Source organism: Corynebacterium sp. ACRQJ (genome assembly GCF_022346045.1).
GTDB lineage: Bacteria > Actinomycetota > Actinomycetes > Mycobacteriales > Mycobacteriaceae > Corynebacterium > Corynebacterium evansiae.
This window is the reverse complement of record NZ_JAKRMT010000005.1, coordinates 15,054-29,101: the sequence shown is the minus strand read 5'-3', so window position 1 is coordinate 29,101 and position 14,048 is coordinate 15,054. Positions and strand designations below refer to the sequence as shown.

Sequence of the window (14,048 nt, the reverse complement as noted above, 5' to 3'; positions counted from 1 at the left end):
CGTGCATTCCCTAACGGAGCTCTGGGCGTGTCTAGTTTTGATCGCCTTCCTGCGGTCGCGGGGCAGGCCGAAGAGCAGTGGCCGTTTTGCGCTTAGAGGCGCGCCCACTCCGGCGGTCCCACAGCATCTTGCCGGCCGCGCCGATGCCCAGCAGCAGCCCGGCAATGATGGTCACCCCACGGGAGGACAGCCCCGGCACGGACTGCACGCGCAGCTCCACCGGATCCGAAATGCGGGTTCCGTCCTCCAGATCCCCCTTGCCGTCCTGGCTGTTGGTCGCCAGCCACAAAGATAGGTTGACCTGCTCGGACGTGTCCGCGATGTCGGTAGTTAGCGACCAGGTGATGGAGCCCTTCGCCGGGATCGTCGGCGAGGCCGTGGAATCCACGTGGACGGTGACATCCGTGTCGGCGTCAGAAGAATAACCAACCTTGGCCGTCACCGGCAGGGGCAGTCCATTGCGCGCAACCACCAGCAACGGCGAGGAATCCGACGTGCGGGTAAAGACGTTGCCCGGTGGCAGCAGGCTGATGGAGCGGCGCAGCTGGGAGGTGACCTGCCCCACGCGGGCGAGGTTGGTGCCGAGTTGCTCACGCAGGACGTCCACGTGGCCGCGCTCGCGCTTGCGGTAGGTGGAAAGGCCGCGCAGAAGGTCGGAGAACAGGGGGCTGGTGAAGCCCTCGCGGGTCAGCGCAATGGCGGAGTCATTCTGCATGAACAGGGTAAGTTCCCGCAGCTTGCGGGCGGTATCCGCCACCGTTCCGAGGTAAGGTGCGGAATACGCGCCGGGGTCGGTGTAGGGCACCGTGGTGCTGCCCGAGCCCACATCCGCCAGGTCGATGCCGCGGGGCTGCACGGCCTCCGGCAGCGGGGCGGGCGTGGCCGAGTGATTGTCCAGGTGCTGGCTGATGGTTTGCAGGAAGCTGCTGGCCTGGGTCTTGTTCACGGACCACGCGGCGGGCGGTACGGCGAGGGTCGGGCGGCCGGAGTCGAGCTCCAGGTTCAGTACCGCCTGCGCGTCGGCCAGGCGGGCGACGGCGCTATCCTCGGTGAGGTTAAAGCGCAGGTCAGGGTTCGAATATGCGGCAATCTCCGGGTGCTGGCCGGTGGCCTTGAGCACCGTGCCGAGGTCCGCGGAGTACGTCAGCGCGGTGGCGGTGGTCTGCGCTGCTCCGTTGGCCGGTGCGTCGCCCTGCGCGCCGACCTCCTCGCCGGCGTTGCCGGTCCGCGTTGCACCTGGGAGGTTCACCAGGCGCTGGTTCCATGCCTCGTCGGTGGGGTTGGGCTCGGCGGAGTCTGCGCCGCCTGTGCCGGCCTGGTTGCCCTGCTCGCCCTCGACACCGTCGGTGCCTATGCCGTCTGGGTCTGCCGCCGGGTCCGGCGCAGCCGCCGGCTGCTCGATGTTGACCGTATTCTCCGCCACCAGAGCGGTGACGTGCCCGGCCTGCGGTATTGCCGGCTTACCCTGCACGGTCTGCTCAAACCGGCGCGATTGGTCGGCCTCGATCGGCTCCACACCCTCCGGAGTCTTGCTGATCCCTGCCGCCAGAACCTGCTGTGCCTCCGGGGCGACGTAGCCGGCGTCCGGGATTACCACGTTCTGCGTCGGCACTACGCCCAGGATCCGCTGAATCACCCCGGCGCCCGTGCCCAGCGCGCGCACGCGCAGCCAGTCGGAATCCACCTGCGAAAGCCCATTGATGTCCGCCCCGGCGTACGGCAACGCCACCGAGCAGTTGCTCTGCACGACTTCCCGCAGGTCAGCGATCCATTTCTTCGCATCCGCATTGCCGGGCATGTGCTGGGCTTCCACTTCTTCGCCACCCAGGATCTGGTCCCAGGAGTCGCGTAGCCGCTGCGGTTCCTCCACCGGGTCGGGAGTGCGCTCGCCCACGAAATATCCCTCGGCCAGGCGGTTTACCGTATCCAGCAGCTCCGGGTCGATGGCGATGCACGTCGCCTGCTTCAGCTTGCTCGACTTCGCCTCGCGGTACGCATCCAGCAGCCCCCGCAGCCTGCCGCCCTCACCGACCTCGGCCGCCAGCACGTCCTTCGTCACAAACGCGGGCCGCCGCTTCGGCGCATCGCCCGTCTGCCCCGCCGCCATGTACGTAGGCCCCGCCAGCGGATACACGACCGTCACTGGGGTGCTGGGTTGGTCTTCCTTTCTTGTGGACGCCCCCACGCTCAGCGTGGTTCGCGCCACCGCCAGGTACTGTGTACCTCCCTGCTCCGGGCTCTCCGGGTTCGTGTCCTGGCCGCTCAGGCTAAACAACAGGGGATAAGCGCCGGGTTCCTCAAAAGCATGAGGCGGAAGGTTCAGCGGTTGGGGCGAGGGGGCGTCACGAGAAGAATCGATGGAAGCACCGGCCGCAGGAACGGTGACCGTGACCTCGCGCGTCTCGCCGGGGCTGAGCGTGCCGTCGAGCTGCAGAGGCTGGCTGCTGAGGGAGTATTCGCCCTGGTTGGCAAGCTGCGCGACGCGCACCTCCGCGGCAGTGGCGGCCGAGCGATAGAACAAGGTGAGCGAAAGATTGTTCAGCGCGTGGGAGCGGTCGTTGCGGATGCGGAGGGTATAAGTCTGGCCAGCGGCGGCGTGGACGCTTGAGCTGGTGCCAATACCGATGATCTCCAAGTCCACGTCCTGCTGAGGATCCGTCGCGCGGGCCAGCGGGTTGGCCCAGGTGGAATCCTCGCGAACCGCGGGATCGGTGGGATCCGGGGCCTGCCCTTGGGCTGAGTCTTGAGTGGTGGAGGCCGAGGGGGCGTCATTAATAGGGTCAGCAACCGCCGGGGCCACAGGCAGGGCAAACAGGCCACAGAGCGCGACAGAAACACCAAACGCCGTGCAGGCGTGGGGGAATCTAGACATTGCGCTCACCTTTGTGCACGATTACACGCTTACGTAAGTAATTAGTAGTTGTTAGTCGCTATTAGTTCTAACAGCATCGGCTGGCAATCCGTTAGCGCTCCTTAGCGTGGCGTGGCACGGCCAGCTTCGGCCTCGGCGCGGGCGAGGTTGGCGAGGTTATCGAAGGCTTGGCGGGCAAGGCGCCGCTCGTCGGCATAGGCCAGGTGCTCGATCAGGCGGTTCACGGGCAGCCAGCGGACTTCGGTGACCTCCGGGTCCTCGTCGTTCAGGTCCCCATCGACATAGCGAAGCAGGTGGTGGTGGACGGTTTTATGGATGCGGATGCCCTCCGAGACAAACCAATAGTCAATGGTGCCGAGGTCTGCGATGACCTCCCCGGCCACGCCCGTTTCCTCCCACACCTCGCGTTCTGCGGTGGCGTGCTGGGATTCATCCGGTTCGATGTGCCCCTTCGGCATGGACCACAGCAGTCTGCCGCGGCGATCCAGGCGGCCGATGAGGGCCACATAGATTGCGGAGAAGTCGACCTCGCCATTAGGCTGCACGGCTTCCGCCAGGCCGGAGAGGACCAGGCCGCCCGCGGAGGTCTCCACGGAGGTCGGCAGGCTGGAGTGCTCGTCGAAAGAACGCGGGCGCGAGTTGTTGCGGTTGCGCTGGCGGTTGCGATTGTTGGAGTTGGCGCCCTTCTTGCGGTGGGACTGGTTCCGGTTGCTCTTGCGTTTGCCCTGGTTGGAGCTGTTCTGGGAGTTCTGGGAGTTCTGGCCGCTTTGGTTGCGCTGGCTGTTGCCCTGCTGGCCGGAACGGCCGCCTTGCTGCTGGGCGTTTTGGCCGCTCTGGCCGTTGCCAGAGCGGTGCCTTCTTCTTGAACGGCGGCGCCGGCGGCGGGGCGTGCCGTTTCCGGTGCTGTCGTTTCCACTCATTCTGATAACGATAGCCGGTTATCTGTGCAATGTGGAACTGAATGGAAGCGAGTGGAGGCGAAATTGTAACTGAATTTGTAACTAGTTGCGGGTGGTGCGCGGGCTGGGCACGTGGGATGGGCTGCGGGCGGTGCGTAGGCGGTGTGCGGGTATTGGTGGTGCGCGTGTGCAGGCTTCTGGGGGTTCCGGCAGGGCCGTAAGCCGGTGAATGTCGTTAGAACGGGAATACGTTATTGAAAGCGAGCGTCGATTATGTAAAGTGCCTGGTCAGAGGATTGCGGGTTTTCTGGGCGTCAGCTTTTGCTCGGCGTATTCCCGTTCTAACGACATTTGCCGCCCATCTAGGGAGATTTTGAGGGGGACTTGGCGCCTGTGCGCGGGGTTGGGGAGGATCTGAGGGGGACTTGGCGCCTGTGCGGGAGGTTTGGGAGGTTATGAGGGGGCCGCTGGCCCGTCCGAGGGGGCTAGTAGAATCTGGCAACGTGACGAAACCCGCCCACTCCCCCGCAAACTCGGATCCTGCGCAGCCCGGCAAGGCGGCACAGCAGGCCAAGCAGGCACAGCCAGCCCAGCAGGTACAGCAGGACACTGCGCCGGAAAAGCCGCGCACCATTGAAGGCATGCTGCAGGAGGCCTTTACCTCCCTGCGCGCGCTTGACCGCGACCTTTTGCCACTCACCCAGGCATTCCACGACGCTGGCCACAGCCTCTACCTCGTCGGCGGGTCGGTGCGGGATGCCCTGTTGGGGCGCCTCTCCCACGACCTGGACTTCACCACCGACGCCCGGCCGCAGGCCATCGTCGACATTGTCACGCCCCTGGCGGAGACAGTGTGGGACACGGGCATTGAATACGGCACCGTATCGGCGCTGGTCAAGGGTCAGATCCTGGAGATCACTACCTTTCGCGCCGACCAATATGACGGCCAGTCCCGCAACCCCGAAGTCTCCTTCGGTGACAGCCTCGACGGAGACCTCATCCGCCGTGACTTCCGTGCCAATGCCATCGCACTGGAGCTCTCCCCCGACGGAAACCACCAGCTCCGCGACCCCCTAAATGGCCTCGAAGACCTCCAGGCCGGAGTGTTAGACACCCCGGACAGCCCAGAGATCAGCTTCAACGACGACCCGCTGCGCATGCTCCGCGCGTGCCGATTCGTCTCGCAGCTGGAGTTCGGCGTCACAAAGAGAGTCAAGGAAGCAATGACGGCGATGAGCGAGCAGATCAGCCGCATCACCGTCGAGCGCGTGGCCGTCGAACTGAACAAGCTGATGCTTGGCGCGGCGCCGTGGGTGGGCCTGGACCTGATGGTCGAGACCGGGCTGGCCGACCACGTGCTGCCGGAACTGCCAGCTTTGAAGCTCACGCAGGACGAGCACCGCCAGCACAAGGACGTGTACTGGCACTCGCTGAAGGTGCTGCGCAACGCCGTGAACCTAGAGGCAGAGCGCGGGCTGGAGCCCTCGCTGGAACTGCGCATGGCCGCGCTGCTGCATGACATCGGAAAGCCCGATACCAGGGCTTTTACCGAATCTGGCGCGGTGACCTTCCACCAGCACGAAGTCGTCGGAGCGCGCATCACTCGCCGCCGCCTGCGCAAACTGAAGTACTCCAAGCAGCACGTCCAGGACATCGGCCAGCTGGTGTTTTTGCACATGCGCTTCCACGGCTACGCCGATACGCAGGGCAAGGGGCAGAACCAGGATGCTCGCCGCGGTGCGGGGGAAAAGGACAACAACGAATCCACCTGGACCGACTCCGCCGTGCGCCGTTACGTCAACGACGCCGGCGAGCTGCTGCCACTGCTGCACCTGCTGGTGCGCGCCGATTGCACCACCCGCAACCAGCGAAAAGCCCAGAGGCTGCAGCGCACCTACGATAATTTGGAAAAGCGTATCGAGCAGCTGCAGGAGCAGGAGGACCTCGCCGCTGTCCGCCCCGACCTGGACGGCAACGAGATCATGCAGATCCTGGACCTCAAGCCCGGCCCCGATGTGGGCAAGGCCTGGGCGTACTTGAAGGAGCTGCGGCTGGATCGCGGGCCGATGGAGCGTGAGGACGCCATCGCCGCGCTGAAACAATGGTGGGGCGAACAGAAAGGTGGGTCGCAAAAGTGAGCGCTGACCAGCAGCCGAATGGCACAGAGAACCAGTTCAACGTGCGGCCCGGTGACGTGATCTTCCAGGCGCCCGCCGTGGTTGTGGATCCGGAAGGCTACCTGGACACCGCCGACATCGAGCCCGCACACCTGGAGGCGTTCGTGGATGCCTTCGGCACCTCCCCCGGTGTGCTCGCCGTGCCGGGGCTGCCCGGCGCGGACGCGCTACTCGTGCTGGAAGTTCAGGACGACCCGGATGCCGGCGGCGCCACCATCGTGGCTGTCCGCTTGGGCCTCATGAGCAGTGAAGCCGTTGCCAATCACCTGCCCTCTCTAGCGGAGAAGCTCACCAAGCCGAAGGTCTTCTTTATCGGCGGCGACAACGAACCCGTCGTGCTTGCCGTCGGCCTGTTGGACGCTGACCGTTTGGAGCTGGACGCTGCGGGCGCCTCTGCGGCGAGCAGCAGCCCTGAAGCCAACGCGGCCCCTGCCGCCCGCTTCGGCGCGCGCGGGCAGTTCATGCTGATCAGCACTGCTGAAGAAGCACCCAGCGTGGACGAGCAGGTAGCGCAGGTTGTCGGCCACGTGGATCCCTCCATGCTGCGCGGCCTGCGGCTCTTCCACAGCTACGTCCTCCTCAACGACGCCGACGTGCGCGGCTGGCTGGATTCCGGGATTGCCGGCCTCCAGGACGCAACCGCAGAAGATGTGTTCACGGACCGACCGGCGGAGACGTGGCGTCAGATTATGAAGAACAGCCCCTTCCCCAAGAACCTGTTCGCAACCTGGGCGAGCCACCCGGAGCGCAACTAGATGGCCGCGAGCAGCACCCACCGCGACAGGAACGCTGACTGGCGCGCCGGGATCGCCGACGCCTGGCCCGTGGCCTTGGGCATGGTGCCGCTGGGCCTGGCCTTTGGCCTGCTGATCACCCAGGTCGGCTTCGCCTGGTGGTGGGCGCCGATCTTCTCCTTCGTCATCTACGCGGGCTCCATGGAGTTCCTGGCGGTGTCGCTGGTCACGGGTGGCGTGGGTCCGCTGAGCGCGGCGCTGTACGGGTTCCTGGTGAACTTCCGCCACGCCTTCTACGCCCTGAACTACCCCATCGCCCAGGTGCGCGGCTGGCTGGCCAGGGCTTATGGCATCTATGCGCTGACAGATGAGACGTATGCGATCCTCGCCGCCCGGCGCGACGCGAAGTGGTCGACTGCCCGCGTGATGGCGGTGCAGATTCTGCTGCAGATCGGCTGGGTCGGCGGTGGTGTGCTCGGCGCGCTGTTCGGCAGTGCTCTGCCCTTCGAGATCCAGGGCATGGAGTTTGCGCTGATCGCCCTGTTCACGGTGCTGGCGATCGAGGCTTTCGTGAGCTTCAAGGACCTCTCCCTGCCGATCGTGGCGGCGCTATGCGGGCTGGTCGGCCTGCTGATCTCGCCGGACAACATGCTGATGATCGGCATGAGCCTGTACTTTGTGAGCCTCATCGTGCGCTTCCTGTGCCCGCCGCTGGACCGCGCGCTGCGGCTGAAGGTCGGCGCGGATAACGCCGCCTCCCGGGAGGTGGAGTAGATGCCCACCACTGTCGCGCTTGCTGCGCCCGCCGTACACCTACAGGCCGCCGCGGGTCTCCCCGAGGGCGTGGAACTTGGCCCCACCCTCGCGATTCTCGGCTCGATATTCATGGTTACGCTCGCCCTGCGCGGCCTGCCTTTCGCCGCGCTGCGCTTCTTCCGCGAATCCGACCTGGTCGCCTGGCTGGGCCTGGCCATGCCCGTTGGCGTGATGACCCTCCTGGTCGTCTACACCGTCTCCGGCCAGGCCGACGCGCCGGGTGGCTTCGCGGCGGTCGCCATCGCCCTGACCTTCACCGTCGCCCTGCACCTCTGGCGCCGCTCGGCCACGTTGTCGATCTTGCTGGGCACGGTGCTGTATCTGGTGCTGGTGAACCTTATTTTTTGACGCCCCCTCCCCCGCCGCACCTAGCCCCAGCACCGTAGAATAGCGCCCATGCCGACCCCTGATTTCATCGTTGAACTGCGCAAGAAAATCGGCCACGACGAGCTGTGGCTGCCCGGCGTGACGGCCATTGTCATCCGAGACGTCCCAGAGGACGCACCCATCTGGGCCGTGCCGGAGGTGCTGTTGGTGAAGCGCGCCGACGACGGTCAGTGGACCCCCGTGACGGGGATCGTGGACCCGCGGGAGGAGCCGCACCTGGCGGCCATCCGCGAGGTGCGAGAGGAAACTGGCCTGCACGTGCAGGTGGATGCGCTGCTGGGCGTGGGCCAGGTCGGCCCCGTGGAATACCCGAATGGGGATGTGACCAGCTACGTGGACACCACCGTTCGCTGCACCGTGATTCCCGACCCCGAGACCGGCGAGTTCAATGACGAGCCGGTGATCGGCGACGACGAGTCCACGCAGGTGGGCTGGTATTCGATCTCCCAGATGCCGCCGATGCAGCCGCGTTTCCGCCTGGTGATTGCCGACGCGGTGGCGCAGATGAAGCACCCGGCGGGCTTCCGCCCGCGCATGGGTTACGTCAAGCGGCTGCAGAAGCCGGAATAGTGCGGCAAGTGTGCGGCAGGCTCCGTGCCCGCGTTAGCCCGAGCTCCTACCAGGTGTGAGCGCCCGCGGTCTTCTCGCCCTCCGGGAAGCGCGCGGCATAGGTGCTGGCACGCAAGGAGCAGATCACCAGCTGCACCTGGTGGAAGATCATCAGCGGCAGGATCATCATGCCCAGGCTCGCCCCGCCGAACATCACCGCCGCCATCGGTAGCCCCGAGGCCAGGGACTTCTTGGTGCCAGCGAACTGGATGGCCACCTGGTCGGCGTAGTTGAATCCCAGTTTCCGCGAGGTCACGCTCGTCACGCCCAGCATCAGATGCACCAGCGCGATGGAGCCCAGCACCAGGCCCAGAATCGTCAGCCAGTTGACGGAACCCCACACGCCGGAGACGATGCCCTCCGAGAAGCTGACGTACACCACCAGGCCGATGGAGATCTGGTCCACCTTCTTCGTCGCCTTGGAGGCCGCGAACTTGAACACCCACCTGCGCAGCAGCTGGCCGATGGCAAACGGCAGCAGTAGCTGGACTCCGATGTCGAGGAACGTGGTGGCGTCAATATGAAAGCCTTCCGAAGAAGACATCAGCAGCAGCACCAGCAACGGTGTGAAAAGAACTCCCAGCAGGCTAGAGACGCTGGCCGCGACGATCGAGGCGGCGACGTGGCCGCGCGCGATGCTGGTGAAGGCGACGGAGGATTGCACCGTCGATGGCACGAGGGTGCAGAAGAGAATGCCCAGGTAAAGCTCGTTTCCGACGACCGCCTTCAGTGGCATCATCGCCACGCCGATCAGAGGGAAGACCACGAAGGTAAACACCATGATCAGCAGGTGCAGCCGCCAGTGCATCAGGCCCTTCAGGGCTTCCTGCGGCGACAGGCGCGCGCCGTAGAGGAAAAACAGGAACGCAATGGCGACCTTCGTGATGACGTTGGCGACATCCGCCGCCTCGCCGCGCACGGGCAAAATGATCGCCGCGACGACCGCGATGACGATCAGGACGATGAGGAAGTCCGGCCGGTAGTTAATGATGCGGTGCCATAGCGACTGTTTTTCTACCATGGGTCTTTATCTTATTGACGCCCTCGCCTCTGCGAACCTTGACCGTCCACAACGGGCCAGGCGCGGGTGGGGTGGGCGCCTGCGGGGGCCGGGGCGCAGAGTGGTGCGTGGACCCGCGCGCGGCGCCGGGGGTTAGACGATGGCGCGGTCGAGCTCCGCGACGGTTTGCTTCGGGATCAGCGCCGCCACGGCCGCGGCGATGCCGAGGATCACCGCTGCGACGATGAACGCGGTGATATAACCCGCGGCAGAATCCGAGCCCTGCGGGGAGCCCGCGACCTGGAAGACCGGCAGCACGGCGAAGGACACGCCCGCGCCCAGGTTGAAGGCTGCGGAGTTCATGCCGGGCAGGAAGCCCTCGTTATCCTTCGGGGAGTTCACCACGCCCAGGTTGTTGATGACGATGTTGCCGATACCCGCGTAGGTAACACCCAGCAGGATCACTGTGATGATCAGCACCGGCAGCGAGTGCACGCCGACGAACGCCAGAGCCAGCATGAGGGCCGCACTGGCGAGGTTGGCGATGATGATCAGTCGTCCGTAGCCGACCCTCGGTGCCCAGCGTCCAGCAAAGGGGCCGACGGCCCAGCCGATGAGGGCGTAGGGGGTCAGCAGCCACAGGGAGGCCTTGTCGGCCTCCAGGCCGAAGCCCGCATCCGGGTTTTGCGCCAGGGAGATAGCCAGGCCGTTGACCGCGGCGAACACGCCGGTCATGGTCAGCACCGTGGTGGCCAGCAGCGCCCAGGTGTGGCGGCGGGCCAGGTACTTCGGGGCGACCAGCGGCTGGTCGTGGCGGTTTTCGTACTTCCAGAAGGCCAGGAAGACGACCGCGCCGACGATGAACATGGCGATGACGTACAGCCAGTTCGCTGCCCCGGCCTTGCCTGCCTCGTTGACGCCCAACGTGATGCACAGCACCGATACCACCAGCAGAGCAGCGCCCGCCCAGTCCATCTTCACGTTGTCCGACGGCTTGGATTCCGGTGCGCCGAAGGCAACGACCAGGGTGGCGATGATGCCAATGATGGCGATGAGCCAGAAGACGGACCGGAAGCCCCACTGCTCGGCCATCCAGCCGGCCAGGATCACGTCGATACCGGCGACGCCGCCGTTGATGGCGGCAAGCAGACCCATGAGCGTGCCTAGGCGGACCTCCTCCTTGACCTGGCTGCGCAGGATGATCAGGGTCATGGGGATCGTCGGCCCGGCGATGCCCTGCATGGCGCGGGCGACCATCAGCACGCCAATGTTCGGCGCCAGCGCGGCAATGAGACCGCCGAGGGACATAACGCCCAGCATGATGACGAGGATCTTCCGGCGGCCGACAATGTCGGACAGTCGCGGCAGGAACAGACCGCACATGGCTCCACCGGTGAAGAAGGCGGTCTGGGTGAGACCCGTGGCGGCCTCGTCGGTGTTCAGCTCGCGAGCCATGGTCGCCAACACCGGCGAGAGCATGGAGGCGTTCAGCTGAAACGCGACGGCCGCGGTGATCAGCACCGTCATCAACAGGCCGATGCCGCCGGGGCGGGAGTCGACCGGATCCGGGGAAGCTGCTGCGGTTGTAGCAGGGGCTCCAGTGGCTGTGGCTCCGTCGGCCTCGCCACCGGGCTTTCCGGATGGTGCGTTGTCGGCGTGCGGATTAGTGGAGTTCATGGGCGGCTCCGATTCAGCGTCAATTGAAAACCAATTGGAGTTTCAGTAGTTGCAGCTAGAACTCTAAGCGATGAACGCGCGCCTGACTAGAACCCCGTACTTGCGCCCGACTAAAACCCCGTATTCCCGATCCGCTGCAGCGCGTCGACCAGCAGGTTCCAGAAGCGCTCTGCGTCGACGTCCACAGCCACGCGGGTGCGCAGGGTAGCGCCCGCTGCGGTGGCGGAGGCGGTGGCGTCAATATCAGAATCATCCGCCGTGCCCAGTGCCGTCGGGTCCTGCCCGCCCTCCTGGCTACCCCAGGTGCGGCGCAGATCCACGACGGTCGCCCCGCGCGTCAGCTCGCCCTTGGTCTCCACGTCGATCGGCGCCAGGATTGTGCGCACGACCTGCGGATCTGCCACGGCTGCGACGGCCAGCGGGTCGTGCATCGGCGGGCCGGGGTAGTGGCGCTCCTTCATGTACGCGCCGCCGAAGAACTCCACCAGCTCTGCGATGAACTTCGCCACGTCCGTGTTGACCTCCGCCAGCTGAGCCATCCGCTGCGGCGTGGCCAGCACCTTGTGTGTGACATCCAGCCCGACCATCGTCACCGGCCAGCCCGCGCCAAACACGATCTTCGCGGCCTCCGGGTCTGCCAGGATGTTGAACTCGGCGCTCGGGGTCATGTTGCCAGCGTGGTGTGCGCCGCCCATTAGGGTGACGCCACCTACGCGCTCCACCAGCTCGGGATACATGCGGGCGAACAGGGCGATGTTGGTCAGCGCTCCCGTGGGGACGAGGGTGACGGTCCCCGGCTCGTTCTCGCGAATGATGTCCGCGATGAGGTTCACCGCGTGGCGGGGATCCAGCTCGGCCCCGGCGGCGGGCAGCTGCGGGCCGTCCAGGCCGCTATCCCCGTGGATTTCCTCCGGAATGATCTGCGGCGCAACTAGCGGGCGGTCCGCCCCGGCGGCGAAGGGAATGCCGGTGATGTTGCCGACTCGCGCCAGGGCCAGGGCGTTCTTGGTGACTTTCTCCAATGTCTGGTTGCCCGCCACCGTCGTGACCGCCAGCAGATCCAGGTTAGGGTTACCCCAGGCCAGGAGCATGGCGATTGCGTCGTCGTGCCCCGGATCGCAGTCCAGGATGATCTTCTGAGTCATTTATGCGTCTCCTAGTCGACGGATTTCGTTCTCGGTGGCGTAGCTGCCTGCCGCGCCGCGCTTCTGCGTGGCGAGAGCCCCGGCCGCCGCGCCCAACGTGCACGCATCCACCAGGGTCTCCCCTTGCGCCAGCGCCGCCGCGAGCGTGCCGCAGAACGCATCGCCTGCACCAGTGGTGTCCACGACGCGCTCGACGTAGACGGCGGGGATGTGCACCGGTTCGGCGTCACCCTCCAAGATCATGGCGCCGCGCTGCCCCAAAGTAACCACCACAGAGCGAGCGATGGGGCGCAGGCGCTCCAGCAGCTCTTCGATGGGCGTACCGGGGGCGGCATCGAGCACTGCGGCGGCCTCGCCCTCGTTCAGCACCAGCGGGTCGGCCGCGGCGAGCAGGTCGGGGTCGCGCGTGGTCACGGGCGCGAGGTTCAGCACCAGCCGCGAGTCCGAATTCGCCACCAGCTTCGGCAGCTCCGCGCTGTGCTCGGGGGTCAGTTCGCCCTGCGCAAGCACGATAGGTACGGGTCCCTGGCGGCGCAATTCCTCCACGGTTTCACGTTGCTGAGCCGGGCTGACCAGCTCGTTTGCGCCCGAGGTGACGATGATGATGTTCTCGCCGCTCGGGTCGTTCATGATGAACGCGCGGCCGGTTGGCTGCCGGCTACTTACGATGTAGTCGGTGTTCACACCGTGTTCGCGCAGCTCTGTGATCGCAAGTTCGCCCTGCGGATCGGTGCCTACCGCAGACAAAAGCACGGTATTGACGCCCATGTGTGCGCAGGCTGCCGCCTGATTAGCGCCCTTTCCGCCCAGCCCCTCTATGCCGGGTTCTGCGATGGTTGTTTCCCCTGGTTGGGGGAAATTCTGGACGGTGACGAAGGTGTCGACGTTGGTGGTGCCGGATACGACGACGGTGGCGTTGGAGTCTCTCATGGTTCCCCAGAATACTGGGTTGCCGGGCGCGGTGGAGCTGCGGCGACGGGTGCAGTGGTGCTGGGCTAGGCCCGTGTGGGGTCTTGCGCTGGATTCTACGCTGGGTTCTGGGCCGAGTCTTGCGCCGAGGCGGCCCGCTGGGCGGCCTCCCAGTCCACGCCGCCGCCCTCGCAGGAGCCGTTCAGCGAGCAGCTGCCGCACGCCTGACCGCTTGCGCACGCCTCCGCGCTCACCGCGCCAGCTTCGGCGCCGACGCCAGAGCCGTCGGAACAGCAAGCGCCAGCGGAGTCGGAAGCGCCGGGGGCCTCGCTGGAATCGTCGCAGCAGGAGTCCGAGGTGGCGTCACCGCTAGAGCAACAAGAAGAATTGGCGGCCTCGAGCTGGGCGGCACGGGCGTCCAGGCGCGCGACGGCGTGGGCGCCCAACGCGGAGCCCAGGCCGATCAAGAAAGCGGCACCGACCAGCAACAATGCAAATACCAGCCACATCCAACCGCTCACCTTCAGGGTGATCAGCGCCGCGCCGAGGAACGCCGCACCAGCTCCCATCCAGGCAGGGCCGACGATGCGGTGCGCGGTGTTCCAGAGCTCCTCGGTCTTGCGAACCTCCGGAATGCGCAGGCCAACGACCGGATTACCCGGCAACTTCCCCACAGCCCCCAGCAGACCCGCGATGAAAAAGGCCAGGCCCACGACTACCAACACAACGGTCAACACGATCATGCGAAACAGTCTATTACTGCAGGTGGCCAACAAGCCAAACGCAATAACCTGCCCTGTCCAGACGACCTACTAGACTGTTA

12 protein-coding genes are annotated in these 14,048 nt (G+C 65.8%); 5 read left to right on the top strand and 7 right to left on the bottom strand.

The genetic code is table 11. The features are described 5' to 3' along the window. Positions 1–31: 31 nt before the first annotated feature. A complete protein-coding gene (locus MHX52_RS04250) occupies positions 32–2,872 on the bottom strand; it encodes a hypothetical protein (RefSeq protein ID WP_239316745.1) in 2,841 nt (946 codons plus the stop codon). Between the two features lie 101 nt (positions 2,873–2,973). Beyond that, complete coding sequence (locus MHX52_RS04245; protein ID WP_239316744.1) at positions 2,974–3,792, bottom strand: NUDIX hydrolase; 819 nt, start codon at positions 3,790–3,792, stop codon at positions 2,974–2,976. A 434-nt stretch (positions 3,793–4,226) separates the two neighbouring features. On the opposite strand from MHX52_RS04245, the gene MHX52_RS04240 reads away from it, so the two are divergent. Genes MHX52_RS04240 through MHX52_RS04220 form a run of 5 tightly spaced genes read left to right on the top strand, consistent with a single transcriptional unit; the run spans position 4,227 to position 8,455 of the window. Beyond that, complete coding sequence (locus MHX52_RS04240; RefSeq protein ID WP_370642218.1) at positions 4,227–5,909, top strand: CCA tRNA nucleotidyltransferase; 1,683 nt, start codon at positions 4,227–4,229, stop codon at positions 5,907–5,909. Then, positions 5,906–6,703, top strand: a complete 798-nt coding sequence (locus MHX52_RS04235) for a hypothetical protein (RefSeq protein WP_239316743.1) — start codon at positions 5,906–5,908, stop codon at positions 6,701–6,703. Before MHX52_RS04240 ends, MHX52_RS04235 begins: the two co-directional genes overlap by 4 nt. Next, positions 6,704–7,456, top strand: coding sequence for an AzlC family ABC transporter permease (locus MHX52_RS04230; protein ID WP_035003245.1), 753 nt, complete (start codon positions 6,704–6,706; stop codon positions 7,454–7,456). After that, entirely contained in the window at positions 7,457–7,846 is a 390-nt protein-coding gene (locus tag MHX52_RS04225; protein WP_035003242.1) for a branched-chain amino acid transporter permease, read from the top strand. Between the two features lie 48 nt (positions 7,847–7,894). After that, positions 7,895–8,455 carry an NUDIX domain-containing protein gene (locus MHX52_RS04220; protein WP_034964123.1) on the top strand — a complete coding sequence of 187 codons (561 nt, stop codon included), beginning with the start codon at positions 7,895–7,897 and terminating at the stop codon, positions 8,453–8,455. Between the two features lie 46 nt (positions 8,456–8,501). Here the strand turns inward: MHX52_RS04220 and MHX52_RS04215 are convergent, their stop codons facing one another. The 5 genes from MHX52_RS04215 to MHX52_RS04195 all read right to left on the bottom strand — a co-directional run bounded on the left by MHX52_RS04215 (position 8,502) and on the right by MHX52_RS04195 (position 13,968). After that, complete coding sequence (locus tag MHX52_RS04215) at positions 8,502–9,515, bottom strand: bile acid:sodium symporter family protein (RefSeq protein ID WP_239316741.1); 1,014 nt, start codon at positions 9,513–9,515, stop codon at positions 8,502–8,504. A 132-nt stretch (positions 9,516–9,647) separates the two neighbouring features. Further along, entirely contained in the window at positions 9,648–11,021 is a 1,374-nt protein-coding gene (locus MHX52_RS04210) for an MFS transporter (RefSeq protein ID WP_034985194.1), read from the bottom strand. Positions 11,022–11,281: 260 nt separating this feature from the next. Next, positions 11,282–12,316 (bottom strand): nucleoside hydrolase, encoded by a 1,035-nt coding sequence (locus tag MHX52_RS04205; protein ID WP_239316739.1) that lies wholly within the window; start codon positions 12,314–12,316, stop codon positions 11,282–11,284. Beyond that, positions 12,317–13,246, bottom strand: a complete 930-nt coding sequence (locus tag MHX52_RS04200) for a ribokinase (RefSeq protein ID WP_239316737.1) — start codon at positions 13,244–13,246, stop codon at positions 12,317–12,319. A gap of 95 nt (positions 13,247–13,341) precedes the next feature. Continuing rightward, positions 13,342–13,968 carry an SdpI family protein gene (locus MHX52_RS04195; protein ID WP_070488580.1) on the bottom strand — a complete coding sequence of 209 codons (627 nt, stop codon included), beginning with the start codon at positions 13,966–13,968 and terminating at the stop codon, positions 13,342–13,344. Between the last annotated feature and the right edge of the window lie 80 nt (positions 13,969–14,048).